This is a genomic window from Curtobacterium sp. AC272 (assembly GCF_979258155.1).
On record NZ_OZ409838.1, the window covers coordinates 453,505 to 477,747 of the forward strand.

Below are 24,243 nucleotides of genomic sequence, written 5' to 3' on the forward strand. Positions count from 1 at the left end.
CGGCGTACCGTCACGGCGTACCGTCGCGCGCATGAGCTCGCACACCACCGGCACCGCTTCGGTCACCGCCAAGACCCTGCTCCGCATCGCCCTCGGAGTCGTGCTCGTCTCGCACGGCTCCCAGAAGCTCTTCGGCGCGTTCGGCGGCGGGGGCATCGAGGGCACCGCGCAGGGCATGCACGCGATGGGGTTCCGCCCCGCCAAGCGGAACGCCGTGCTGGCCGGCATCGGCGAGGCCGGCTCCGGTGCCGCCCTGGCACTCGGGCTCGCCACCCCGATCGCGGGTGCGGGCGCCGCGACGACGATGGGTGTCGCGTCGAGCGTGCACACCCCGAGCGGCTTCTTCAACGCGGACGGCGGCTTCGAGTTCCCGGCGTTCCTCGGCTTCTCGGCGGCGATGTTCGCGCTCGGCGGCCCCGGTCCGGTGTCGCTCGACCACGCCACCCGGCACGTGTTCGACCGCCCGTGGCTGCGGGCGGTCGCCCTCGCCGCGATCCCGGTCGCGGTCGCGGTCCAGGTCGCGCAGCGTCGGAAGGCGCTCGCGTCCGACGCTGCGGCGTCCGACGACGCGTAGACCACCGGACGGGAGGCGCGGTGCCAGCTGGCACCGGGCCTCCCGTCCTGTCCGTGGTCGGCGCTCCTGCCGCGGCCGGTCAGGCACCCGGTAGCGGGAGCGTGCGTGCCCACCGTCGGATGGCGGTGTAGGCGGTCTCGCGGACCCGGGGTTCCGAGAGCATCACGTCGTGCAGGGCACCGTGGATCCGGGCGATGCTGACGTCGTCGCCCAGCGAGAGTGCCCGGTGCGCGACGACGTCGACGTTCAGCGCGACGTCGGCGTGGGTCATCTCCTCCGACCACTTCGGGGACAGCAGGCTGTGCGTGCTGAGGAGCACGAGCGTCGGGGTCTCGGCACCGAGCCCGTGGGCGACCTGGTCCTGGCCGGCGAACACGGCCGCGAGCCACCCCGGGTGGAGCGGGAAGCCGCGCTCCGGACGCCAGGCCTGGTTGTAGGTCCAGCTGCCGTCGGACCCGCTCGACACGGTGCGGGTGGAGAAGCCGGGGTCGACGGTCGGGAGCGGAGCGAGGGGTTGCGCCGCGCGCCGAGCTTCATGAGCGGTGCGATCAGTTCGCGGGCGAAGCCGGTCGCCTGGAACTCCAGCCACGGACTGTTGAGGACCAGCCCGGCGGCCACACCCCGGTGGCGACTGTTCCAGAGCGCCAGCGTCAGCCCGCCGGTCGAGTGGCCGAACAGGATGAGCCGTCGGCGTCCGTGCTCGGAGTCGCCGTGCCCGATGGTGTCGAGTGCCGCAGCGATGTCCTCGTCGTAGACGGCGAGGTCGTCGACGTACCCGGGGGTCTGGTGCGGCAGCAGACTCCGGCCGTACTTCCGGAGGTCCAGGGCGAAGAAACGCGCGCCGAACGCCTCGAGGTGCTCGGCCATCTCGCGTTGGAAGAAGTAGTCGGACCATCCGTGGACGTAGAGCACGTCGGCGCCGCCCAGGGGAGGTGGCCCGACCGCCACGGGATCGCGGTCCGCCACCGTTGCGGGAGCCGGTGGGTCCGGGTCCGCCGCACGAGGGTCGCCGTCACCGGTCCTTCGTCGTCGTCCTCGAGTGGCAACGAGCGGGCCTCGAAGTCGGGACCGAGCACGTCCGGGACCCACCGGTACGTGTGGGCGCCGTGATCCTCCGGGTGCGCAGTCGATCCGCTCACGGTGTGGGGAACACCGTGGCCCAGTCGTCGCGGACGCTGACCACGGTGATGTCGCGCTCGTCGGCCTCGCGGAGCACGACCTCGGCGCCCTTGTCGTACGGCTGGTCGCCGCGGCCGGTGTCGTCGTCGTGGTGGACGAGCAGACGGAGTCCCCGGTCGCCCGGCACCGTGTACTCGAGCAGCTCCCGGTCGCCGTCGGAGTTCCCGACCGCGACGGCCGGCCGCCGCCCGATCCGGCTCCAGACCCGGACGGGCTTCTCCGGGCCGTCGTCGAAGAAGGCGAGTGCGTCGACGTAGCGGACCTCGCCGTCGACGTACTCCAACCCCATGGCCGAGCCGATGACGTGTTCCGGGGCGATGCCGTAGTTCTGCTCCGTCATGGGACGCATGAAGTCGCGTTCCCCCGCGGACACCACGTAGCAGGTGAACCCGTGCTCGTGCAGGAGCCGCACCAGCTCGACCATCGGCTGGTAGACCGTCGCCGCGTAGGGAACGCCGAGCACGGGGTGTTCGGCGTTCGCGTAGAAGTCCGACACGAGCCGTCCGTAGTCGTCGACGCTCATGCCGGCGGTCACACGCCCCACCGCGGCCAGCAGCAGCCGGAGATCGGAGTCGTCCCCGCTCGCGTGCCGGTCGACGGCGCCCCCGATCCACGACAGGTCACCGGACTGCGCGGCCGCGTAGGGCTGCGTGCGCGCGAGCTCCGGATCGGCGGACGCTGCAGCGGCCCACTGCTGGACGAGCCAGTGCAGCTGGGTCGGCATCGGCTTCTCGTTCCAGAGCGTGCCGTCGTTGTCGAAGACGGCGACGCGGTCGTCGACCGGCAGCGGGGTGTCCCCGCCGGTCGTGCGGGTCAGGAACCGTTCGATGACGTCGCGGGCGTGCCCCGGGCGCCAGGAGGGGAGTGTGTCCATGCCCGGGATCGTCCGGCCGCGCAGGCAGGTGCGCACCATCCTGATCGGGTGAACCGGAACGCCCGTCGCGCCGGATCGCCCGAAGCGGGTGGTGCCGGCCGCGCGCTGTCGGCGCTAGACAGCAGGCCCACGCACTCCTGAAGGGAACACGATCATGGACTTCTGGTACACGTTCTGGGCAGTGATCTGGTACGGGCTGCTCATCTCGGCGCTCATCGCCTCGCTCATGGCGCTCTTCTCGGTGCTCGCGGACCTCGTGCGGGATCGGTCGCTCAGCGGGTGGTACAAGGCGATCTGGGTCTTCTTCCTGGTCTTCGTTCCGTTCCTGACGACGTTCGTCTACCTGATCGCACGCGGTCGTGGGATGGCGGACCGCAGCGCGGAGTCCGCCCAGCGGCAGAAGGACGCCGCCGACGGCTACATCCGCACCGTGGCGGGCACGTCCCCGTCCGACGAGATCGCCAAGGCGCGCGCACTCCTCGACGCCGGCACGATCACGGCGGCGGAGTTCGACGCGATCAAGGCGAACGCGGTCGGCAGCACCCGCGCGGCGCCGGCACCGGCTGCGGCGTGAGCGACCCGGCGACCGAGCTCGTCGTCATCGCGTTCGACGACGACGACGGGGCACTGGCAGCGCACGACGCCGCACTGCGCCTCGACCGGAGCGCCGAGATCGCCCTCGACGGCATCGCCGTCGTGCGCGTCGACGAGCACGGTCGCACCCACGTCGGCTCCACCGGACGTGATTCGCAGCGTGGTGCGCGAGCGGCCTCGAGCGCGGTGTTCGGCACCGTGCTCGGGTTCCTGTTCCTCATGCCGTTCGCGGGGCTCGTCGTCGGCGGTGCGGTGGGGGCGCTCTTCGCGAGCCTGGACCGTGCCGGCGTGGACGCGGACTTCCGGGAGCGTCTCGCCGTCGAGCTGGCGCGGGGCGGGGCGGCCGTCGTCGTCTCCGTGGCGTCGGGCGACGGGGACCGGCTCGTCGGCCCGATGACGGACCTGGGCGGCACGGTGCTCCGGACGACGCTCTCCGACGAGGACCTCCGGGCGATCGCGCACGACCTTGGCGGGCGCCCGTGACGACCGCGGTCGGTCCGTCGGCTCGGCCACTCGTCCTCGTGACGGCCGCGTCACTCGTGTCCACCGTGGCCTTCTTCGTCGCCTTCGGTCTCGTGGCGCCGCTCGACTGGTGGTGGACGATCCCGATCGCGGGGGTCGGCCTCGTGGTCGTCGTGGTCCTGGGGTTCCTGCTCCGCCGGCTCGACGGTCGGCACCTGGCGGTCCGGTCGACCGCCACGGCGGCCCAGGGACTCGGACTCCTGCCGATCGCGTGCGCGCTGGCGACCGCCGTCGCGGTGGCCGTCGCGCTGCTGACGGGCTGAGCCGACGACGTCCACGATCTCACCCGGTCGGGGTGGCCCGCGCCGGAGCGCACCCGAGCACGATCCAAGCACGAGCACGAGCACGACCATGCGAACGAGGAGGACAGCGATGCCGAAGGACAAGCCGAACATCCTGGTCATCTGGGGCGACGACATCGGGATCACGAACCTGAGCGCCTACAGCGACGGCCTGATGGGCTACCGCACACCGAACATCGACCGGATCGCGGACGAGGGCATGCGCTTCACCGACTCGTACGGCGAGCAGAGCTGCACCGCCGGCCGGTCGTCCTTCATCACGGGGCAGAGCGTGTTCCGCACCGGGCTCAGCAAGGTGGGCATGCCCGGCGCTGACCTGGGGCTCCGAGCCGAGGACCCCACGATCGCCGAGGTGCTGAAGCCGCACGGGTACGCCACCGGGCAGTTCGGCAAGAACCACCTCGGCGACAAGAACGAGTTCCTGCCGACGGCGCACGGGTTCGACGAGTTCTACGGCAACCTGTACCACCTGAACGCGGAGGAGGAGCCCGAGTCGGCGAACTGGCCGTCGATCGAGGAGTTCCCGGCCTTCAACGAGCGGGCCCGGCCGCGCGGCGTGATCCACTCGTGGTCGACCGACGAGGACGACGACACCGAGGACGGTCGCTACGGACGGCGTGGCAAGCAGCGCGTCGAGGACACCGGCCCGCTGACCAAGAAGCGCATGGAGACCATCGACGAGGAGTTCGCGGACGCCGCGATGGACTTCATCGGGCGTCAGGCGGAGTCCGAGACCCCGTTCTTCGTCTGGATGAACACCACCCACATGCACTTCCGGACCCACCCGAAGCCGGAGAGCCGTGGGCAGGCCGGCCGGTGGCAGTCGCCGTACCACGACACGATGATCGACCACGACCTGGTGGTCGGCTCGCTCCTCGACCAGCTCGACGAGCTCGGGATCGCGGACGACACGATCGTGATCTACTCCACGGACAACGGCCCGCACATGAACACGTGGCCGGACGGCGGGATGACCCCGTTCCGCAGTGAGAAGAACACGAACTGGGAGGGCGCGTTCCGGGTCCCGCAGATGATCCGCTGGCCCGGCCACATCGAGGCGGGGTCGATCTCGAACGCGATCATCCAGCACCACGACTGGCTCCCGACGTTCCTGGCGGCGGTGGGGGACACGACCACGGTCGAGGAGCTCAAGGTCGGCAAGACGATCGGCGACCGGACCTACAAGGTGCACATCGACGGGTACGACTTCCTGCCGTACCTCACCGGGGAGGTCGATCAGGGTCCGCGGCCGGGCCTGGTGTACTTCTCGGACGACGGCGACGTCCTCGCGCTCCGGTTCGACAACTGGAAGGCGGTGTTCATGGAGCAGCGTGTCACCGGCACCCTGCAGGTCTGGTTCGATCCGTTCGTCGTGCTGCGGGTCCCGAAGCTCTACAACCTCCGGACCGATCCGTTCGAACGAGCGGACCAGACGTCGAACACGTACTTCGACTGGTTGTTCGAGAACGACTACCTGCTGCTCGCCGCCACGACGCTGGTCACCCAGTTCCTCGACACCTTCGAGGAGTTCCCGCCACGACAGCGCGCGGCGACGTTCAGCATCGACCAGGCGGTCGACAAGCTGCAGTCGTTCCTGGCCGGCGGCGACTGACGGTGCCGACCACCACCGGCCCGGCAACCGCCACGGCGATCCGCTCCTCGATGGTGCGGATCGCCGGGGCGCGTTCACGATGGGCTCCGACCAGCACTACCCGGAGGAGTCCCCGGCGCGCAGCGTCACCGTCGCCGCGTTCGAGATCGCCCCGCAGGCCGTGACGAACCGGGAGTTCGCGGCGTTCGTCCGTGCCACCGGGTACCGCACGGTGGCGGATCGGCCCTCGACCCGGCGCAGTTCCCCGGTGCCCCGGCCGAGAACCTGCACGCCGGCTCGATGGTGTTCACCGGGACGAGCGGGCCGGTGGACCTCCGACACCTCAGCCAGTGGTGGGCGTGGACCCCCGGGGCGAACTGGCGTCGTCCCTCCGGCCCTGGCTCGACCATCGCCGACCGCGCCGACCACCCGGTCGTGCACGTGGCCCACGAGGACGCGGCTGCCTACGCCGTGTGGGCGGGCGGACGACTGCCCACCGAAGCCGAGTGGGAGTTCGCGGCGCGCGGCGGCCTCGAGGGCGCGGAGTTCACCTGGGGAGACGAGCCGGAGCGCCCCGGGAGCGCCGCGCGAACTACTGGCACGGCGACTTCCCCTGGCGTGCGGAACGCGGGTACGGACGGACGTCGCCGGTCGGGTCGTTCCCACCGAACGGCTACGGTCTGCACGACACGGCGGGCAACGTCTGGGAGTGGACCAGCGACCGGTACGTGGACCCCGCCGCCGAGCACGACTGCTGTGCGCCGGCGTCCGAGGCCGCGGCCGTCGAGCGCCGGGTCGTGAAGGGCGGATCGTTCCTGTGCGCCGACAGCTACTGCCGCCGGTACCGCCCGGCGGCACGGCGCGGCCAGGAGACCGACACCGGGATGAGCCACATCGGCTTCCGCATCGCGGTCTGACCCCTCCCGACCGGCCTGACCCCTCCCGACCGGTCTGACCGCCCCGTCCGGTGTTCCGCTACGCGGGGGTGATGCCGTCGAGTCGCGCCTCTTCCGCGTCGTACCCGGCGCGGACCTGGCGGAGCACCAGGTCGTCGATCTCGTCCGAGTCACGGAGCCGCAGCAGGGTCGCGGCCTTGTGTTGGACGAGGGCGAGCTCGAGCGCGACGGCGGTGTCGTGCCGTTGCACCGCCGGGTGGTCGTCGTCGTCCTCCTCGCGTGCCTGGATGACGTCCAGGTGCGCCTCGTAGTCCTTGCGCACCCGGTCCACGGTGGCCCGGTCGGCTCCGGTCGACCGTGCCAACCGCGGCAGGGCGTCGAGGGCCTCCTCGATCGCGGTCCGTTCGGCGTAGCGACGTTCCTCACCGACCGACTCGTCCTCGGGCAGCGCGGCCCGCCGCAGGACCGCCGGCAGCACGAGTGCCTGACCGACGATGGTGACGACGACCACGCCGGCCGTCACGAAGACGATGAGGTCGCGGTCCGGGAAGTCCGCTCCGGACTCGAGCACGCGGGGCACGGCGACGGCCATCGCCAGCGAGACCGCGCCGCGGAACCCGGCGAAGCCGCTCACGAGCCGGTCGCGGTGGCCCTCGCGGGGCGCGCCTCCCGTCCGACGGGTGACGAGCCAGACGGTGCCGCCCGCGGCGTTGAGGAACGCGAACCGGACCACGACGAGCACGACCGCGACGGCCAGGACGACGCCGACGGCGCGGAGCAGCTCGGACGGCGTCAGCGCCCGGGCCGCGACCATCGCCTCGATGCCGACCAGGACGAACAGTGCACCGTTGAGCAGGAAGGTCAGGAACGACCAGAAGGCGCGGACCTGCTGCCGGGTCTCGGCCCGGTCGAGCTTCGGGCCGACCTGGCTGACGACGATGCCGGCGGCCACCACGGCGAGCACACCGGACGCGCCGATCGCCTCGGCCGCCAGGAACGCACCGAACGGCACGAGGAGCGTGACGAGGTTCTCGAGCACCACGGTGTCGACCCGGCGCAGCACGAGCGTGCCGACCCACGCCGCGGCGAGCCCCGCGGCGACCCCACCGAGGTACGACAGGACGAGCATGCCCGACACGCCCCAGAACGTGAGCTCCTGCGTGCCCACCGTGACGGCGACCGCGATGCCGTACACGACGAGGGTCGTGCCGTCGTTGACCAGGCTCTCGGCGCGCAGCACGGTGACGTTGCGGCGCGGCAGCATCTTCGTGAGCACCCCGACCGCGGTCGCGTCGGTCGGGGCCACAGCGGCGCCGAGCACCCAGGCCGGACCCCACGGCATCCCGAGCAGGTGGAGCAGGACGGCGACGGCGCCCGCCGTGGCGACGACGAGCAGCGTGCCCATCAGGACGATACCGCGCAGGTTCTTCCGGATCTCGCGGAGCGACGTCGTCAGGCTCTCCCAGTACAGGAGCGCCGGCAGGAACAACAGCAGGACGGCGTCGGCCGGCAGCTCGACGTCCGCGAACTCGGGCACGAAGGCCAGCGCAGCGCCGAAGACGAGCAGCAGGACCGGAGGGGCCACCCGGATCCGGTCCGCGATCCCCGCCGTCAGCGCGATGGCGAGGCCGAGGACGACCACCAGTTCAGGACCCAGCACGTGCACTCCGATCGTCGTCCGACCCGCAAGTCAACGCCGATCACCGGTGGATCCTTCCAGACGCGCGATCAGACGGGGTGCGGGCGCCGCGACACCCGCCGCCACCACGCTCGCCACGGCAATGAGCTCGCGAGCGCCGAACCGATCACCACGCTGCCGAACCAGGCGACGACGACCCCGGGGATCGGTACGAGCAGGCTCGCCCACAGCAGCACCGCGACCACCCCGAGCACGTACGCCGCCCCGGCCTTCAGGTACCGCAGCCGCTTCAGTCCCGCGGCCTCGTCCAACCGCGAGGTCAACCGCGCCAGGAACACGGCACCGACGCCGATCGCCGCCACCGCGACCGCCGCCTGTTCGAGCGCGCCGAGTCCGTCGGCGCCGAGGGTTCCGGACCCGGACAGGCTGTACACGCCGTCCAGGATCTCGAACAGCATGAACACGACGAGCCCCCGCTCGAACACGACGGTCGACGCGTACGCGTGGATCCGCCAGGCACCCCGCCCGACCCCGATCGACGCGGTGTCCGAGCCGACCCCGTCGAGCGCCCAGGCGGCGACGCGCTTCGACCCGAGGTACGCGGCGATGCCCGCCGCACCGCCGAGCACGACCGGCAGCAGGGCTCCCGGCGACCACGCGCGGTCGACGCCGACGAGGACGGCCGTGACGGCGACCCCCGTCGCAGCCGTGACCAGCGACCAGACGCGAGGACGCGCGACGGCGGCGAGCCGGGCCTCCAGACGGCCCAGCCAGGACCTGCGCGACGCACGGTCCGTGTTGAACAGGTACTCGGCGAACACGAGCCAGATGAAGGCGGCGCCGAAGGCGGCGAGGGCGGGCCGCACCTCGGCGAGGTGCGCCGAGAACGAGCCGGGGGCGAAGACGGCTTCCTGCACGGAGCTCGCGGGGTCGGTCGCGTCGCCGACCGCGACCGCAGCCGGCGGCAGGAGCAGCCGCATCGCGAGGACGCCCGCGACGATCCCGAGCGACAGGAACAGCCGTCGGGCGGGGAGTGCAGTCGTCCGGCGATGCCGGCCATCGGCACCGACGAGTCGGCGGCCATCGCGATCTCGAGGAGCGCGAGCGCGACGAACGCCAGGGCGGCCGCGGGGCCGAGGACGAACCAGGCCGCCGCGGCGGCCGCGACCGTGATGAACAGGGGGACGGTCAAGAGCGATCTCGTGGCCATCACCCCATCCAGCACCGGTCGCCTGGGTGGGCGGTGGAGCGCTCCTGCGCATCAGCCTGGAGGCACGGGTCGATCCGCGCAGAACGGGTGACGGCCCGTCCCCACTTGCGGGGACGGGCCGTCGGGTCACGCGGGCAGGCGGTCGCCTCAGTCGTGGAACGTCTCGATGGACGCGCCGAGGGAGTTCAGCCGTTCCTGCAGCTGCTCGTAGCCGCGGGCGATGATGCCCACGTTCCGCAGGACGCTCTCGCCCTTCGCCGCGAGCATCGCCAGCAGGATGACCACCGCGGGCCGGAGGGCCGGCGGGCAGCTGATCTCGGCACCGGAGAAGTGCGTCGGACCGGTGACGTCGAGGCGGTGCGGGTCGCGCAGGGTGACGCTCGCGCCGAGGCGGGTCAGGTCGAGCAGGTGGATCGCCCGGCCCTCGTAGACCCAGTCGTGCACGAGCGTGGTGCCCTCGGCCATCGCGGCGATGACCACGAAGAACGGCAGGTTGTCGATGTTCAGCCCGGGAAACGGCATCGCGTGGATCTTGTCGATCGGGGCGTGCAGCTCGGACGGGTGCACGGTGATGTCGACCAGGCGGGTGCGGCCGTTCGCTGCCGGGTACTCGTCGGTGACGTCGAACCGCAGGCCCATCTCGGCCAGGGTCGCGAGCTCGATCTCGAGGAACTCGATCGGCGCCCGGGTGACGGTGAGCGTGGAGTCGGTGACGATGCCGGCGGTCAGCAGGCTCATCGCCTCGACCGGGTCCTCGCTTGGCCAGTAGTCCACGACCTCGTCGATGCGGCTCTTGCCGGTGATGCGGAGCGTCGTGGTGCCGATGCCCTCGACCTGCACCCCGAGCAGCTCGAGGAAGAAGCAGAGGTCCTGCACCATGTAGTTGGGGCTGGCGTTGCGGATGACGGTCTCGCCGTCGCGGGCGGCCGCGGCGAGGATCGCGTTCTCGGTGACGGTGTCGCCGCGCTCGGTGAGGACGACGGACTTCGTGGGCACGTCCTGGTTCGCGACGCCGACCTCGTACCAGCCGGAGGTCGCCTCGACGTCGACGCCGAAGGGGCGCAGCGCGATGAGGTGCGGTTCGACCGTGCGGGTGCCGAGGTCGCAGCCTCCGGCGTACGGCAGCCGGAAGGACTCGTACCGGCCGCTGAGCGGGCCGAGGAACATCAGGACGCTGCGCGTACGGCGGGCGGCGTCGGCGTCGATCGCGTCGAGGTGCAGGTCTGACGGGGCGACGATCTCGAGGGTCTCGCCGTCCTCGGACCACGTGACGCTCGCGCCGAGGCTGCGGAGCACGTCGATGATCCGGTCGACCTCGACGATCCTGGCGACCTTGTGCAGGCGGGTGACGCCGCGGTTGAGCAGCGAGGCGCAGAGCAGCGCGACGGCGGCGTTCTTGCTCGAGTTGACGGCGATGGACCCGCTGAGCTTCCGGCCGCCCTGCACGCGCAGGTGGGCACGCTGCGGGGCGCCGCCGATCGAGACGATCTGCTGGTCGAGGGCGTCGCTGATGCGGGTGAGCATCTCGAGGGACAGGTTCTGCCCGCCCTGTTCGATGCGGTTGATCGCGCTCTGGCTGGTGCCGACGCGTTCGGCGAGCTGCGCCTGGGTCATGCTGCGGCCCTTGCGGGCGCCCCGGATGAGGGCACCGACCTCGCGGAGCGGGGCGGCGGATGCCGGGGTGGCCGGCGAGACGACGGTGGTGGTGTCGGACATGGCGCCAACGTAACACGCTCATGAGATAAAACCGGGGTGACGGTGCACTGGATTCCCAGCGATCGGGGCACAACAACTCGTATCTGAGATGAACTAACGGACAGGTGTGGTCCGCCGATAGACCTCCGTGCAGGCCCACGGACGGGCAGCATCCCGCCCCACGGACGGCGGCGGGACGATCGAGAACCAGGACGGGCCATGATCGTCGTCACACGACTCAACGGCAGCGCATTCGCTGTCAACCCCGACCTCGTGGAGCGCATCCACGAGACGCCGGACACGACGCTCATCATGGTCGACGGGGCGAAGTACATCGTCCGCGAGTCCATGGCCGACGTCATCGACCTGATCGCCGCGTACCGCGCCCGCATCGTCGGCATGGCCTACGGCACCGACCTGCCGAACACGCGGAACGCCACCGGCCCCCAGCCGACGCTCGCCGCGGTCGCTCCGCTCCGCACGCAGGACGGGGTCGCTGACGTGGACATCGCGACGATCATCGGGATCCTGCTCGCCTTCGGCGCCCTGTTCGGCATGGTCGAGATGGAGCACGTCGAGCTCGCCGGGCTGTTCCTGCCCGCGCCGATGCTGCTCGTGTTCGGAGCCACCATCGGCTGCGGCATCGCGAGCACCACGCTGAAGGACGCCATCGCGAGCTTCAAGGCCGTGCCGAAGGCGTTCACCGGCAAGGTCACCCCGCCGCAGTCGGTCATCGACGACGTCGTGGGCCTGGCGGAGACGGCTCGGTCGAACGGTCTGCTCGCCCTCGAGCAGGAGGCCGACAAGCACGACGACCCGTTCATGAAGAAGGCGCTGCAGAACATCGCGGACGGCACCGACGGCGACGAGCTGCGGATCCTGCTCGAGGACGAGATCGAGTCGAACGCGGCCCCCACGCGCAGTGCGAGTGCGTTCTTCATGGGGCTCGGCGGCTTCGCTCCGACGGTGGGCATCATCGGCACCGTCGTGTCCCTGACCCACGTGCTCGCGAACCTCGGCAAGCCCGACGAGCTCGGTCCCCTCATCGCGAGCGCGTTCGTCGCGACCCTGTGGGGCCTGCTCACCGCGAACTTCATGTGGCTGCCGATCGGCGGCAAGCTCCGGAAGCTCGCACAGCTCGAGTCGGACCGCCAGACGCTCCTGATGGAAGGGCTGCTCGCGGTCCAGGCAGGCAGCCAGCCGCGCCTGCTCGGTGAACGCCTCAAGGCGATGGTGCCGCCGGCAGCGCGCACCGACACCTCGAAGAGCAAGGCCGGCAAGAACAAGCAGGACGCCGACGCCGACGACCAGCAGCTGGCGGCCTGACGATGAGCGCGAACCCCGCGGCCGTGGCCGCGGTCGTGCGAAGAAGGGCCACGACGACGCCGAGCACCCCGACGAGCGCTGGATGGCGTCGTACATGGACATGATCACGGTGCTGATGTGCATGTTCCTGGTGCTGTTCGCCATGTCGACGGTCGACCAGGAGAAGTACATCGCCCTGAAGAACTCCCTGGCGACGGGCTTCGGCGAGGTGAAGTCGCAGAAGGTCGACACCGCCAGCGGCACGGTGGTGACGAAGGACCAGGTGGAGGACGGATCCGGGTACTCGACCGACAAGTCGCAGGCCGACCACTCGACGGCGTCGTCCGGCACGAAGGACACCAACGTCGACCCCGCGTCGACCGTCGTGCCGGTGACCGCGACGAAGCAGGACCTCGCCGACGCCCAGAAGGAGCTCGACGACCTCACCGCGATCGAGCAGGCGATCAAGCAGAACCTCGCGAAGGCCGGCCAGACCGCGAACGTGCAGTTCACCGTCGACGCCCGCGGCCTGATCGTCCGCCTCGTCGGCAGTGAGACCTACTTCGGCACGAACAGCGCGGACCTGTCCGACCAGGCGAAGTCGATCATGGACGCGATCGCACCGGTCCTGAAGACGAGCCACCACGACGTCAGCGTCGAGGGGCACGCCGACCAGCGGAACTCGACGGCGCCGTACGCCACCAACTGGGAGCTCAGCGCGGCCCGGGCGACCGGGGTGCTGCGCGACCTGGTCGAGCGCGGCGGGATGCCGGGCGACCACGTGCAGAGCGTCGGCTTCGGGTCGAGCCGGCCGCTCGCGAAGGGCGGGACCGACCAGGACCTCGCCCTGAACCGACGGGTCGACATCGTGGTGCTGTCGAACGCCGACCAGGACGTCAGCGCGCTGATGCCGGCACTGGCGAAGGCGCAGGACGGGGCACGCCAGGGCTGACGCACGACCGACGGGGCTGGAGACCCCGCATCCCCAGTACGGGGTACAGCACTGACGGGTGCCGCACAGGCGACCGATAGACGCACCCGTGACCGAGACCCTGCCAGCGCCCGAGGTGTACGACTTCGCGCGTCCGTCGACGCTCGCCCGCGAGCACGCCCGGGTCCTCGAGCTCGCGTTCGAGACGTTCGCGCGGCAGTGGGGCACGCAGCTCACCGCGAAGGTGCGTGCCGTCAGCCAGGTCACCTGCGAGCAGGTGCAGATGGTGACGTACGACGAGTACGCCGCCTCGCTGCCCGCGCTCACCGGCATGGTGCTGCTGCCGATCGCGGACGTCGTCCCGAAGGGCGTCCTGCAGGTCCCGCTCGACGCCGCGCTGACCTGGGTCTCGCACGCGCTCGGTGCCTCGAAGCCGCTGCCGACCCCGGAGCGCACGTTCACGCCCATCGAGCAGGCCCTCGTGCGCAAGATCGTCGAGGACGCCCTCGACGACCTCCGCTACTCGTTCGGCGGGTTGCTCGCGCACGACGTCACGGCCGGTGGCTTCCAGTTCAACTCGCAGTTCGCCCAGGCCGCCCAGAAGGGCGACCTGATGATCGTCGCGGCGTTCTCGATCCGCGTCGGCGACCGCGTCGCCCCCGGCACGCTCGCCCTGCCGGCCGAGGCCGTGCTGCCGCAGCTCGGCGAGGCCGCCGCGCACGTGTCGCCCGCCGACGCCCAGGCCCTGCTCGACGCGCAGCTCGCGGGCGTCCCCGTCGGGGTCAGCCTGCGCTTCGCGCCGGCGACGGTCCTGCCGACGCAGGTCCTCCGGCTCGCGGTCGGCGACGTCCTGCCGCTGCCGCACCCGCAGCACCGCCCCCTCACCATCGCGGTCGACGGTGAACCCGTCGGCACCGCCGCGGTCGGCGCGAACGGCTCGCGCCTCGCCGGCATCGTCGTCACCACCACGAGCACGGAGCAGCACTGATGACCGAAACGACCACCCTCCAGACCACCGCGGCCGAGTCGCTCGCGGCGCAGCTGCCGACGGCCGTCCCGCTGGGTGCGCTGCTGCTGCCGGGAGGCGCGACCCCGGTCGTGCTCGAAGCGGCGACCGACGCCGTGGTCGCGTCGTTCGTCGGCGGCCTGTCGGCCGATCTGGCCCTCGTGCTCACCGACCTGGAGGCCGTGATCGCGGCCGGCGGCACCGACCACGGGATCGTGGCCGTCACCGACGTGCTGCGTCCGTCGCTCGAGGCCGCCGCGTCGGTGCTCGGCGTCGGGGTCCTCGGCGAGGCGAGCCGCGAGTCGGCGGCGGCGCTGTTGGCCGACCCCGACACGGTGGTGTTCGAGCTGACCGCCGGTGGTGTCCCGAGCGGCTGGTTCGGCATCCGGGTGCGCGAGCACGGCACCGTCTCGGCCGCGGCGCCCGTCGGGGTGCCCGCCGGCAACCTCGGCCGCATCAACAACGTCGAGATGACCCTGACCGTCGAGATCGGCCGCACCCGCATGTCGGTCCGCGACGTGCTCGGCATGGAGCCCGGCGCGGTCGTCGAACTCGACCGCAGCGCCGGTGCGCCCGCCGACGTCCTGCTGAACGGTCGCCTCATCGCGCACGGCGAGGTCGTCGTCGTCGACCAGGACTACGCCGTCCGGATCACCCGCATCCTCGACGTCGCCGAATCCCTCTGAGCCCCGCGTGGACACCCTCCTCATCACGCTCCGCGTCGCGCTGTCGCTCGGCGTCGTGCTCGCCCTCATGTGGGTGCTGCACCGTGCCAGCAAGAAGCGCTTCGCGGGCAAGACCTCCGGGCGCCGTGCAGCGACCGTCGAGGTCGTCGGCCGGCAGGGCCTCGGCGGCAAGGCGAGCGTCGTGGTGGTCGACGTCGAGGGGAGCGCCTGGTGCTCGGGGTCTCCGAGCAGGGCGTCAGCCTGTTGACGAGCGCGCAGGCGCCCGCTCCGGGCTCGCCATCGTGACCGGACCCGTGCAGCTGCCGGTGCGTCCCGCCCCGTCGGCCGACGCGTTCGGTCAGGAACTGGCGCTGCAGGCGGACGCCCCCACGTCCCTCCAGGAGGCCCTGCCGATGCGCCCGCGCAACCGTCGTCCGCAGCGCACCACGGTGCCGACCGCGCAGCAGCTGCAGGGCTCGATCCTGTCCGTCGACACCTGGCGGCAGGCAGCCGCCGCACTGCGGAACCGGCGGGCCGGGTGACCGCGGTCCGCTCGGCACGTGTCCTGGCCCTCGTCCTGCTCGGGCTGGCGGTCGTCGCCGGCTTCCTCATGCTCACCGCGACCGGCGCCCACGCCGCCGGCGTCGTCGAACCGACCGCCCCCGCCACGCCGACCGCTCCCGCGAACGGCGACTTCAGCGTCAGCGTGAACGGCCCGGACGGCACCCCGTCGTCGGCCGTCGTGACGCTCATCGGCATCACGCTGCTCAGCGTCGCCCCGGCGCTCATGCTCATGATGACGTCGTTCACGAAGATCTTCGTCGTCCTCGCGATGACCCGGAACGCCCTGGGCTTGCAGTCGATCCCGCCGAACCAGGTGATCGCGGGCCTGGCGCTGTTCCTGTCGCTGTTCGTGATGGCGCCGGTGCTCGGGCACATCAACGACGACGCCCTGCAGCCCTACCTGGCCGGCCACCTCGACTTCAATCAGGCCGTCGAGATCGGCACGAAACCCTTGCGGACCTTCATGCTGCACCAGACCCGTGACGAGGACGTCGCCCTGATCACCCGCGCCGCCGGGCTCGACAACCCGAAGTCGATGGCCGACGTGCCGATGACGACCGTCATCCCGGCGTTCATCATCTCGGAGCTCCGCAGCGCGTTCATCATCGGGTTCGTCATCTTCATCCCGTTCCTGGTGATCGACCTCGTCGTCTCGGCGGCGCTCATGTCGATGGGCATGATGATGCTCCCGCCGGTCATGATCTCGCTGCCCTTCAAGATCCTGCTCTTCGTCCTGGTCGACGGCTGGGGCCTCATCATCACGTCGCTCATCGAGAGCTACCACGTTGTCTAGGGGGCAGGCATGAACCAGCAGGCCGTCATCGACCTGGTCCTCCAGGCGCTCCTGGTCGCGGGCAAGCTCGCCGCTCCGGTGCTCGTCACGTCGCTCGTCGTCGGGTTCGCGATCTCGCTGTTCCAGTCCGTGACCCAGATCCAGGAGGTCACGCTCTCGTTCGTGCCGAAGGCCGTCGCCGTCGCGATCGCCCTGGTCGTCTGCGGCAACTGGATGATCTCGGAGATGGTGGCGTTCACGCACGTCGCCTTCGACATGATCCCGAAGCTGCTCGGCAGTGGCTGATGGAGCTCGCGATCAACGCCGACCGTCTGGAGGCGACCATGCTCGCCGGCGTCCGGCTCGTCGCGTTCTTCGTCATCGCGCCGCCGTTCTCGTACCGGGCGTTCCCCGGCACCGTGAAGGTGATCCTCGGGCTCGGCCTGGCGATCGGCGTCGCCCCGCGGCTCGCCGTCGGCTACGAGTCGCTCGACACCGGGCCCTTCCTGCTCGCGCTGCTCACCCAGCTCGTCGTCGGGTTGTCGCTCGGCTTCCTCGTGTTCCTGGTGTTCGCCGCGGTGCAGTCCGCCGGTGCGCTCATCGACCTGTTCGGCGGGTTCACGCTTGCGCAGGCGTTCGACCCGCAGTCGCAGGTCAACGGCGCCCAGTTCACCCGGCTGTTCCAGATGGCGGCGCTCGCGCTCCTGTTCACCTCGGGCGGGTACCAGCTCATCGTCGGTGGGCTCGTGCGGTCCTTCGACGCCGTACCCCTGACCGGCACGTTCGCGGTCGACGGTCTGGCCCACCTGCTCGTGGCGGCGATGTCGCAGATGTTCCTGGCGACGCTGCAGATCGCCGGACCGCTGGTGGTCGTGCTGTTCCTGGCGGACGTCGGCCTCGGCCTGCTCACCCGCGTCGCACCGGCCCTCAACGCGTTCCAGATGGGGTTCCCGATCAAGATCGGGCTGACCGTCCTGTTCGCCGGAGCGCTCTTCATGGCCCTGCCCTCGGTGGTGTCGTCGCTGACCGGCGACGCCGTCCAGGCGATCACGGGACGGGGTGAGGCACCGTGTCCGACAGTGGTGAGAAGTCCGAGAAGGCCACCCAGAAGCGCATGCAGGAGGTCCACCGGAAGGGCCAGCTCGGCCGGTCCCAGGACCTCGGTGCGTGGATCGGCATCGCCGTCGTCGCCCTCATGGTGCCGTCGATGATCGGCAACGCGGCGGCCGCCGGCACGGCACAGCTCGTCGCCGTGCAGTCCGTCATCGCGAACCCGACGATCGGCACCATGAACCACGTGTTCGGCGACGCGATGGCCAGTGTCGGCGCGACCCTCGGCCCGATGCTCGCGGTGGTCCTCGTCGCCGTCACCGCGGCCGCCGTCGCGCAGGGCGGCGTGCACATCCGGAAGCTCGCTCCGGAGGCGTCGCACTTCGACCCCATCGTGGGCCTGAAGCGCGTGTTCGGCGTCCAGGCGCTGTGGAACGGGGCGAAGGCCCTGCTGAAGACCACCGTCGTCGGGCTCGTGCTCTGGTTCGCCGTGCAGGGCCTGATGCCCGTGCTCATGACCAGCGGCTCGCTGCCGTTGTCCGCCGTGCTCGGGCAGCAGCGGACGGCGCGGGCACGCTGCTCCGCGCCGCGATCGCCGCCGGGCTCGTCCTCGCCGCGATCGACGTGCTCGTGGTCATCCGCCGCAACCGCAAGCGCACCATGATGACCAAGCGCGAGGTCAAGGACGAGCAGAAGAAGAGCGACGGCGACCCGCTCGTCAAGGGCCAGCGCCGCTCCCGCCAGCTCGCGATGAGCCGCAACCGGATGATCCAGGCGGTCGGCACCGCGGACGTCGTCATGACGAACCCGACCCACTACGCCGTCGCGCTCAAGTACGAGCCGGGCAAGGCCGCACCGCGGGTGGTCGCGAAGGGCGCCGGGCCCGTCGCCGACGTCATCCGTGCCCGGGCAGAGGAGGACCGCGTGCCGATCGTGCGCGACGTGCCGCTCACCCGCGCGCTGCACGCCGCGTGCGAGCTCGGGCACGAGATCCCCGTCGACCTGTACACGCCGGTCGCCCGGGTGCTGTCGTTCGTGATGGCCCTGAAGGCCCGCGGCGCCGCGGCCGGCACCCACGCACCGCCGAGGCCGACCACGCCCGACGAGGTCGCGAGCGTCATCGACCCGGCCACGGTGACCGGTGACCTCCGCCCCCGCAAACTCCGCGCACCGCGCATCGCCGAGACCCCGACCGAAGGACTCCCCGCATGAACCGCAAGGACCTGCCGAAGCTCGTCGTCCCGGTGTTCATCGTCGGCATCATCCTGCTGCTGATCCTGCCGGTGCCGTCGTTCCTGCTCGACTTCCTGATCATCATCAACATCCTGCTGGCGCTGGTGATCCTGCTCACGACGCTGTTCGTGAAGAAGCCGCTCGACTTCTCGGTGTTCCCGTCGCTGCTGCTCGTCGCGACGCTGTTCCGCCTCGGCCTGAACGTGGCGTCGACCCGGCTCGTGCTCGGCGAGGGCTTCGCCGGCGACGTCATCCAGGCCTTCGGCCACGTCGCCGTGTCCGGGTCGATCATCATCGGCGCGGTGATCTTCCTGATCCTCATCGTCATCCAGTTCGTCGTCGTGACGAAGGGTGCCGAGCGCGTCGCCGAGGTCGGGGCACGGTTCACCCTCGACGCCATGCCCGGCAAGCAGATGGCGATCGACGCCGACCTGAACGCGGGGCTCATCACCGACCAGCAGGCGAAGGACCGTCGGGCCGCGGTCTCCGCCGAGGCCGACTTCTACGGCGCGATGGACGGCGCCTCGAAGTTCGTCAAGGGCGACGCGATCGCCGGCATCCTGATCATCATCATCAACCTGGTCGGCGGCATCGCGATCGGTATGCTGCAGAACGGGCTCTCCGCCACCGACGCCCTGTCGAAGTACGGCATCCTGACGATCGGCGACGGCCTCGTCACGCAGATCCCGGCCCTGCTCATGGCGGTCTCCACCGGCATGATCGTCACCCGCTCCGGCGCGGAGTCCGAGATGGGGGCCTCGGCCGCCACCCAGCTGTCGCAGTCGCGCAACGCCCTGATGATCGCCGGCGTCGCCGCCATCGCGATGGGGTTCATCCCCGGCATGCCGATCCTGCCCTTCCTGCTCGTCGGTGCGACCCTGCTGTTCACCGCGTGGCGCATCGGCCGGAACGCCGCGAACGCCGAGTCCGCCGCCGCCGAGCAGCAGGCCCTCGAAGCCGCCGCTCCCTCCGGCGACACCCCCGAGGACCTCATCGAGCAGATGCGCGTGCACGCCCTCGAGATCCTGCTGGCGCCCGACCTGGTCGACATGGTGTCCGGCGCCTCCGACGACCTGCTCGGTCGGGTCCGCGCGCTGCGGCGGAAGATCGCCGTCGACATGGGCATCGTCGTGCCGCCGGTCCGCACGCGCGACAGCATCGACCTGCCGCCGTCGACCTACGCCATCCGGATCGCCGGCGTCGAGGCCGGCCGCGGCACCGCCCCGGCCCGCAGCGTCCTGGCGCTCGGCGACCACCTGGACGGGCTGCCGGGCACCTCGACGGTCGAGCCGGTGTTCGGCCTGACCGGCAAGTGGGTGCCCGCCGAACTCCGGCACGCCGCCGAGATGACCGGCGCCACCGTGATCGACCGGGTGTCCGTGCTCGTCACGCACCTGCAGGCCGTCATCGGCGACAACGCCGCCCGCCTGCTCACCCGCGAGGACGTCAAGGTCCTGACCGAGGGCGTCAAGCAGGTCAACCCCGCCGCGGTCGAGGAACTCGTGCCGGGCATGCTCTCGATGGCCGAACTCCAGCGCGTGCTGCAGGGCCTGCTCGCCGAACGCGTGCCGATCAACGACCTCGGGCGGATCTGCGAGGCGCTGACCCTGCGCGCCAAGGCCTCCACCGACCCCGAGGGCCTGGTCGAGGCCGCCCGCGCCGCACTCGGCCCCGCCCTCGCCGCCCGCCACACCGACCAGGGCACCCTGCGCGTCATCATGATCGACCCGCTGCTCGAGCAGTCGATGCTCGAGGGCCTGCGACCCTCCGAGCAGGGCAGCCAGATCGTCCTCGACGCCCACCGCATCGAGCAGGTCCTGGGCTCCGTCCGCGACGCCGTGCGCAGCGTCGAGGACCAGGGCCTGTCCGCCGTCCTCGTCTGCGCCCCGCAGCTCCGCCCGGCTGTGCACCGCATGGTCGCCGCCCAGTCGAACGGGCTCCCGGTGCTGTCGTACCAGGAGGCCACCGCCGCGGGCTCCACCATCGAGACCGTGGGAGTGGTCCGTGCCGCCGACCCGATTGCAGCGTAACGGCGCAACGCTCGACGAGGTCCGGGACGCCGTCCGGGCCGAGTTCGGCGCGGGTGCACGGATCGTCGCCGCCGAGCGGGTCACCACGCCGGGCATCGGCGGGCTGTTCCGCAAGGCCCACGTCGAGGCCACCGTCGAGGTGCCGGAACCGGGGAGACCCCGACCGCCCGCGTCGTGATCGCCGACTCACCCGTCCAGCGGATCGGCATCGCTGCGCTGCTCGCCGACGCCGACGCGGCCGAGGCCCGCATCGCGCGCGGCGACGGCACCCAGGCCACGCGTGCCGACGCGTTCGCGTCGGTGCTCGACGGCTTCGTGGCGGACGGGATCACGGGGAGCGCCCCGCGCCCCACGCGCGCCCTGCCGGAAGCGGACGGGCCTGCGGACGTCGACCCGCGCCTCCAGGCCGTCACCGACACCCTGCCAGGAGGCCCGACCACCGTCCCCGACGTCGCGCCCGGCCGGCGCGCGGCCCGGTCCACGGCGCCTGCCGTGCGATCCGCTGTGCCGGCAGTGCGGTCAGCTGATGGTGACCTGGTCCTGTTGGTCGGCCGGGCGAACGACGTCGACGCCGCTGCCGGGCTGTTCGCCGTCCGGCACGCGCTGCGGCCGACGGACGCCGCCGACCGGCGGTCGGCGATCCTCGCGCGTGCCGACGGCGTGCGCGACGGCCACGCGGTGCTCGCCGTCGCCGCGTGGGACGACCGGGCGACCGGCGAAGGGATCGAGGCCGACCAGGTCTGGGTCGTCGTCGACGTCGGACGGAAGCCCGAGGACTCCGCGGCCATGGTGTCCGCGGTGGCCGCACGGCTGCCGGTGGCCGGTGTCGTCGCGATCGGCGCGGCGGAGACCGCCACGCCGGAGTCCGTCGACCTGCTGGGGGTCCCCGTCCTGTCGCTAGGCTGAGCGGGTGCTGGTACTCACGCGGAAGGTCGGCGAGCGGATCCTCGTCGGTGACGACATCGTCATCACGGTCCTCGACGCCCGGGGCGACGGCGTCCGGATCGGCATCGACGCACCACGCGGGGTGAAGATCCAGCGTGAAGAGGTCGTGCGGGCGGTCGCCGAGGCGAACGCCGAGGCCGCTGCGGCTGCCGGCGCGACCGGTGCCTCCGGTGACGACGCCGAGGCACGGCTGCGTGCCGCGCTCGGCGACCGCGGCGGGGCCGACCGGGCGTAGTCCGGGCCGAGCGCGCGCGGTCGTTGTCGCACCTTCGGTGGCGAGCGCTCCCCGTGGTGGGCACCGCGCCCCGTTGCGGGCATCGCGCCCCGACTCTTCAGGGCGCGATGACGCTGGCGGGGCGCGGACCGGACGGAACGCCATTCCTTCGGAGTGGCGCCAGCGGGGACGACCCGACCCGTGCCTCCAGGCCGGACCGTCCGCACCGGGCGGCTACGCGCGCGGCTTCTTCTCCTGTTCGGGGAGTCGTCCTGCTGCCGCCTCGGCGGCGAACCATGCACGGGCCTCGTCCTGGCGCGCCTGCTCCTCGCCGAGCGCGATCGGCGCCCGCACGTGGCCGGGCTCGTAGCCGAAGGTCTCGATGAGCTGCGGGACCACCGGTCGGAGCCGGGCCACGAGCCGGTCGATCGACGCCGACACCGCACGGGCACGCTGCGCACTCAGGCGGCCGTGCACCAGGTACCAGTCGAGGTGCTGCTCGAGCAGGCCGAGCGCGAACAGGTCGCGCAGCCACACGAGGACCCGGCGGGTGTCGCCCTGGGGGACCGCGTCGAGCCCTTCCGTGAAGGCGTCCCACTGCATGAGTTCCGCGTGGGCGCGCGCGGCCTCGATCAGCTCGTGCTGCGACCGGTTCAGGAGCACGGCCTGGCGGGCGCGGTCCTTGCCGGCGGTGTTCAGCCGGAGCCCGATCTCGGTGACCATCGTGTCCACGCGGCCGGCGAGCAGCGCGCGCTGCGTGGCGGGGTCGTGCAGGTCCGTGACGCTCGCGGCGAGCGACCCGCGGTCGGCGACGGTCTGGCCCAGGCGGCGGAGGCCCGAGGCGTCCGCGAGCTTCGCGCCCACCTGCGAGGCGACGAACTTCGCGGTCGATGCGGCATCGCGCGGCGCCCGCTTCCGGAAGTCGGTGAGCAGCCGCTTGCCGACGAGTTGCAGCAGGACGGTGTTGTCGCCCTCGAACGTGACGTAGACGTCGAGGTCGGCGCGCAGGCTCGTCAGACGGTTCTCGGCGAGGAAGCCCGCGCCGCCGCAGGCCTCGCGGCACTCCTGCAGGGTGTCGAGGGCGGACCACGTCGACAGCGACTTGAACGCGGCGGCCTGGGTCTCCAGGTCCTCGCGGCGCTCCGGGGTGTCGGCGCGCCCGCTGAACACGTCGTCGAAGGTGCGGAGCAGCTGCTCGTGCGCGAACGACTGCGCGAACACCGTCGCCAGGCGGGGGATGAGTCGGCGCTGGTGCCGGCCGTAGTCGAGCAGAACGCCCTCGACACCGCCCGCCGTCGGGAACTGCCGGCGCTGCATCGCGTACGTCAGCGCGATCTGCAGCCCGATCTTCTGGGCGACGACCGCGGCGCCGTCGAGCGACACGCGGCCCTGCACCAGGGTGCCGAGCATCGTGAAGAAGCGGCGTCCGGGCGAGTCGATCGGCGAGCTGTAGGTGCCGTCCTCGGCGACGTCGCCGTAGCGGTTCAGCAGGTTCGTGCGGGGGACGCGGACGTGGTCGAAGTGCAGCCGGCCGTTGTCGATGCCGTTCAGGCCGCCCTTGACACCGTCGTCCTCGCCGCCGACGCCCGGCAGGAACTCGCCGTCGTCGTCACGGAGCGGCACGTAGAACGCGTGCACGCCGTGGTCGACGCCCTGGGTGACGAGCTTCGCGAAGACGACGGCCGCCTTGCCGTGCAGGGCCGCGTTGCCGATGTAGTCCTTCCACGCTCCGCGGAACGGCGTGTGCACGACGAACTCCTGCGTTGCGGGGTCGTACGTGGCCGACGTGGCGATGTTCTGCACGTCCGAACCGTGGCCGGTCTCGGTCATGGCGAAGCAGCCGGGGACGTCGAACCCGATGATGCCGGGCAGGAACTCCTCGTGGTTCCGCGCGGTGCCGAGGTGGTGCACCGCGGAGCCGAACAGACCCCACTGCACGCCGGCCTTGATCTGCAACGACGGGTCGGCGGTGGTGATCTCCTCGAACGCCGCCAGGTTGCCGCCGTGGTTGTCCTGGCCGCCGAGCTCTGGCGGGTAGGGGCGCTGGATGGCTCCGGCGTCGACCAGGATCTGCAGCTGCTCGAACGCGCGGGCCCGGTGCTCGATGGTGCCGAGACCCTCGGTCTTGTGCAGCGCGGGGTCGAGCACGAGGCGGCGGGAGATCCGGCGGTCCTCGGCCCAGCGGCCGAGCAGGAGGGTCTCGACCATGTCGACGTCGATGCGGATGTCGGTGTGCTTGCTCGGGTTGTCGCTCGTGTGCTTGCTCGCGTTCTTGCCCGAGTCTTCGCTGGCGTTCGTGCCCGGGTTCACGCCGGCGTCGTGCTTCGCCGTGGGCGTGCCGGTGTGCTGCGCGGATGCGGTGTCGACCATGGTCGGAGTCCTCCTGAACTGCGGTGTCCGGTGTTGCGCTCCCCACGCTAGACACCGCCGCCGGGAGCCGGGCGAACGCGGT

25 protein-coding genes and 4 pseudogenes are annotated in these 24,243 nt (G+C 71.6%); 22 read left to right on the forward strand and 7 right to left on the reverse strand.

From position 1 onward, the window contains the following. Nucleotides 1-31: 31 nt before the first annotated feature. Complete coding sequence (locus ACZZ0J_RS02270) at nucleotides 32-574, forward strand: DoxX family protein (protein WP_463434556.1); 543 nt, start codon at nucleotides 32-34, stop codon at nucleotides 572-574. A 79-nt stretch (nucleotides 575-653) separates the two neighbouring features. On the opposite strand, the gene ACZZ0J_RS02275 is transcribed toward ACZZ0J_RS02270, so the two are convergent. The 3 genes and pseudogenes from ACZZ0J_RS02275 to ACZZ0J_RS02285 form a co-directional block, all read right to left on the reverse strand. Further along, nucleotides 654-1,040 (reverse strand): hypothetical protein, encoded by a 387-nt coding sequence (locus ACZZ0J_RS02275; RefSeq protein ID WP_463438238.1) that lies wholly within the window; start codon nucleotides 1,038-1,040, stop codon nucleotides 654-656. Nucleotides 1,041-1,132: 92 nt separating this feature from the next. Next, nucleotides 1,133-1,441 (reverse strand): annotated as a pseudogene (locus tag ACZZ0J_RS02280) (alpha/beta hydrolase); the annotation flags it as partial. Nucleotides 1,442-1,709: 268 nt separating this feature from the next. Beyond that, nucleotides 1,710-2,627: an HAD family hydrolase gene (locus ACZZ0J_RS02285; RefSeq protein ID WP_463434558.1), complete on the reverse strand. Its 918-nt coding sequence runs from the start codon at nucleotides 2,625-2,627 to the stop codon at nucleotides 1,710-1,712. Between the two features lie 154 nt (nucleotides 2,628-2,781). On the opposite strand from ACZZ0J_RS02285, the gene ACZZ0J_RS02290 reads away from it, so the two are divergent. The 7 genes and pseudogenes from ACZZ0J_RS02290 to ACZZ0J_RS02320 all read left to right on the forward strand — a co-directional run bounded on the left by ACZZ0J_RS02290 (nucleotide 2,782) and on the right by ACZZ0J_RS02320 (nucleotide 6,553). Beyond that, entirely contained in the window at nucleotides 2,782-3,201 is a 420-nt protein-coding gene (locus ACZZ0J_RS02290; protein WP_123339567.1) for an SHOCT domain-containing protein, read from the forward strand. After that, complete coding sequence (locus ACZZ0J_RS02295) at nucleotides 3,198-3,704, forward strand: DUF1269 domain-containing protein (RefSeq protein ID WP_463434560.1); 507 nt, start codon at nucleotides 3,198-3,200, stop codon at nucleotides 3,702-3,704. The genes ACZZ0J_RS02290 and ACZZ0J_RS02295 overlap by 4 nt, the downstream gene beginning before the upstream one ends. After that, complete coding sequence (locus ACZZ0J_RS02300) at nucleotides 3,701-4,006, forward strand: hypothetical protein (protein WP_463434562.1); 306 nt, start codon at nucleotides 3,701-3,703, stop codon at nucleotides 4,004-4,006. The genes ACZZ0J_RS02295 and ACZZ0J_RS02300 overlap by 4 nt, the downstream gene beginning before the upstream one ends. A gap of 109 nt (nucleotides 4,007-4,115) precedes the next feature. Then, nucleotides 4,116-5,657 carry an arylsulfatase gene (locus ACZZ0J_RS02305; RefSeq protein ID WP_123339569.1) on the forward strand — a complete coding sequence of 514 codons (1,542 nt, stop codon included), beginning with the start codon at nucleotides 4,116-4,118 and terminating at the stop codon, nucleotides 5,655-5,657. Nucleotides 5,658-5,736: 79 nt separating this feature from the next. After that, nucleotides 5,737-5,817: pseudogene (locus tag ACZZ0J_RS02310) on the forward strand (hypothetical protein); the annotation flags it as partial. A gap of 119 nt (nucleotides 5,818-5,936) precedes the next feature. After that, nucleotides 5,937-6,161 (forward strand): annotated as a pseudogene (locus tag ACZZ0J_RS02315) (SUMF1/EgtB/PvdO family nonheme iron enzyme); the annotation flags it as partial. Further along, complete coding sequence (locus tag ACZZ0J_RS02320; protein WP_463434564.1) at nucleotides 6,143-6,553, forward strand: formylglycine-generating enzyme family protein; 411 nt, start codon at nucleotides 6,143-6,145, stop codon at nucleotides 6,551-6,553. The pseudogene ACZZ0J_RS02315 and the gene ACZZ0J_RS02320, both read left to right, overlap by 19 nt. A gap of 58 nt (nucleotides 6,554-6,611) precedes the next feature. On the opposite strand, the gene ACZZ0J_RS02325 is transcribed toward ACZZ0J_RS02320, so the two are convergent. The 3 genes from ACZZ0J_RS02325 to ACZZ0J_RS02335 form a co-directional block, all read right to left on the reverse strand. Beyond that, nucleotides 6,612-8,192 carry a Na+/H+ antiporter gene (locus ACZZ0J_RS02325; RefSeq protein WP_463434566.1) on the reverse strand — a complete coding sequence of 527 codons (1,581 nt, stop codon included), beginning with the start codon at nucleotides 8,190-8,192 and terminating at the stop codon, nucleotides 6,612-6,614. A 68-nt stretch (nucleotides 8,193-8,260) separates the two neighbouring features. Beyond that, nucleotides 8,261-9,433, reverse strand: a complete 1,173-nt coding sequence (locus ACZZ0J_RS02330; protein ID WP_463434568.1) for a DUF475 domain-containing protein — start codon at nucleotides 9,431-9,433, stop codon at nucleotides 8,261-8,263. A 95-nt stretch (nucleotides 9,434-9,528) separates the two neighbouring features. Beyond that, nucleotides 9,529-11,097 (reverse strand): helix-turn-helix domain-containing protein, encoded by a 1,569-nt coding sequence (locus tag ACZZ0J_RS02335; protein ID WP_185002989.1) that lies wholly within the window; start codon nucleotides 11,095-11,097, stop codon nucleotides 9,529-9,531. Between the two features lie 198 nt (nucleotides 11,098-11,295). On the opposite strand from ACZZ0J_RS02335, the gene ACZZ0J_RS02340 reads away from it, so the two are divergent. The 14 genes and pseudogenes from ACZZ0J_RS02340 to csrA all read left to right on the forward strand — a co-directional run bounded on the left by ACZZ0J_RS02340 (nucleotide 11,296) and on the right by csrA (nucleotide 21,812). Then, nucleotides 11,296-12,402 carry a flagellar FlbD family protein gene (locus tag ACZZ0J_RS02340; RefSeq protein WP_463434570.1) on the forward strand — a complete coding sequence of 369 codons (1,107 nt, stop codon included), beginning with the start codon at nucleotides 11,296-11,298 and terminating at the stop codon, nucleotides 12,400-12,402. A gap of 82 nt (nucleotides 12,403-12,484) precedes the next feature. Then, nucleotides 12,485-13,333: an OmpA family protein gene (locus ACZZ0J_RS02345; protein WP_463434572.1), complete on the forward strand. Its 849-nt coding sequence runs from the start codon at nucleotides 12,485-12,487 to the stop codon at nucleotides 13,331-13,333. A gap of 88 nt (nucleotides 13,334-13,421) precedes the next feature. After that, nucleotides 13,422-14,300, forward strand: a complete 879-nt coding sequence (locus tag ACZZ0J_RS02350) for a flagellar motor switch protein FliM (RefSeq protein WP_123292756.1) — start codon at nucleotides 13,422-13,424, stop codon at nucleotides 14,298-14,300. Next, nucleotides 14,300-15,004, forward strand: coding sequence for a flagellar motor switch protein FliN (gene fliN / locus ACZZ0J_RS02355; RefSeq protein WP_123292757.1), 705 nt, complete (start codon nucleotides 14,300-14,302; stop codon nucleotides 15,002-15,004). The genes ACZZ0J_RS02350 and fliN overlap by 1 nt, the downstream gene beginning before the upstream one ends. A gap of 7 nt (nucleotides 15,005-15,011) precedes the next feature. After that, nucleotides 15,012-15,251 (forward strand): hypothetical protein, encoded by a 240-nt coding sequence (locus ACZZ0J_RS02360; RefSeq protein WP_463434574.1) that lies wholly within the window; start codon nucleotides 15,012-15,014, stop codon nucleotides 15,249-15,251. 34 nt (nucleotides 15,252-15,285) lie between these two features. Next, nucleotides 15,286-15,525, forward strand: a complete 240-nt coding sequence (locus tag ACZZ0J_RS02365; RefSeq protein ID WP_463434576.1) for a hypothetical protein — start codon at nucleotides 15,286-15,288, stop codon at nucleotides 15,523-15,525. Next, a complete protein-coding gene (gene fliP, locus ACZZ0J_RS02370; RefSeq protein WP_131846853.1) occupies nucleotides 15,522-16,340 on the forward strand; it encodes a flagellar type III secretion system pore protein FliP in 819 nt (272 codons plus the stop codon). Before ACZZ0J_RS02365 ends, fliP begins: the two co-directional genes overlap by 4 nt. Nucleotides 16,341-16,349: 9 nt before the next feature. Then, a complete protein-coding gene (gene fliQ, locus ACZZ0J_RS02375; RefSeq protein WP_111084131.1) occupies nucleotides 16,350-16,625 on the forward strand; it encodes a flagellar biosynthesis protein FliQ in 276 nt (91 codons plus the stop codon). Further along, nucleotides 16,625-17,530, forward strand: coding sequence for a flagellar biosynthetic protein FliR (locus ACZZ0J_RS02380; protein ID WP_463434578.1), 906 nt, complete (start codon nucleotides 16,625-16,627; stop codon nucleotides 17,528-17,530). Before fliQ ends, ACZZ0J_RS02380 begins: the two co-directional genes overlap by 1 nt. Next, nucleotides 17,434-18,581 (forward strand): annotated as a pseudogene (locus ACZZ0J_RS02385) (EscU/YscU/HrcU family type III secretion system export apparatus switch protein). Before ACZZ0J_RS02380 ends, ACZZ0J_RS02385 begins: the two are co-directional and overlap by 97 nt. Further along, the gene (locus ACZZ0J_RS02390) at nucleotides 18,578-20,632 is read left to right on the forward strand and encodes a flagellar biosynthesis protein FlhA (RefSeq protein WP_463434580.1); all 2,055 of its coding nucleotides are present in this window, start codon (nucleotides 18,578-18,580) and stop codon (nucleotides 20,630-20,632) included. Before ACZZ0J_RS02385 ends, ACZZ0J_RS02390 begins: the two are co-directional and overlap by 4 nt. After that, nucleotides 20,607-20,810 (forward strand): hypothetical protein, encoded by a 204-nt coding sequence (locus ACZZ0J_RS02395; protein WP_463434582.1) that lies wholly within the window; start codon nucleotides 20,607-20,609, stop codon nucleotides 20,808-20,810. Before ACZZ0J_RS02390 ends, ACZZ0J_RS02395 begins: the two co-directional genes overlap by 26 nt. Next, nucleotides 20,807-21,538, forward strand: a complete 732-nt coding sequence (locus tag ACZZ0J_RS02400) for a hypothetical protein (protein WP_463434584.1) — start codon at nucleotides 20,807-20,809, stop codon at nucleotides 21,536-21,538. The genes ACZZ0J_RS02395 and ACZZ0J_RS02400 overlap by 4 nt, the downstream gene beginning before the upstream one ends. Nucleotides 21,539-21,542: 4 nt before the next feature. Continuing rightward, entirely contained in the window at nucleotides 21,543-21,812 is a 270-nt protein-coding gene (csrA, locus tag ACZZ0J_RS02405) for a carbon storage regulator CsrA (protein ID WP_111084126.1), read from the forward strand. A gap of 213 nt (nucleotides 21,813-22,025) precedes the next feature. Here csrA and ACZZ0J_RS02410 read toward each other — a convergent pair whose 3' ends face one another. Continuing rightward, nucleotides 22,026-24,161 carry an acyl-CoA dehydrogenase family protein gene (locus ACZZ0J_RS02410; protein ID WP_463434587.1) on the reverse strand — a complete coding sequence of 712 codons (2,136 nt, stop codon included), beginning with the start codon at nucleotides 24,159-24,161 and terminating at the stop codon, nucleotides 22,026-22,028. Nucleotides 24,162-24,243 lie beyond the last annotated feature (82 nt).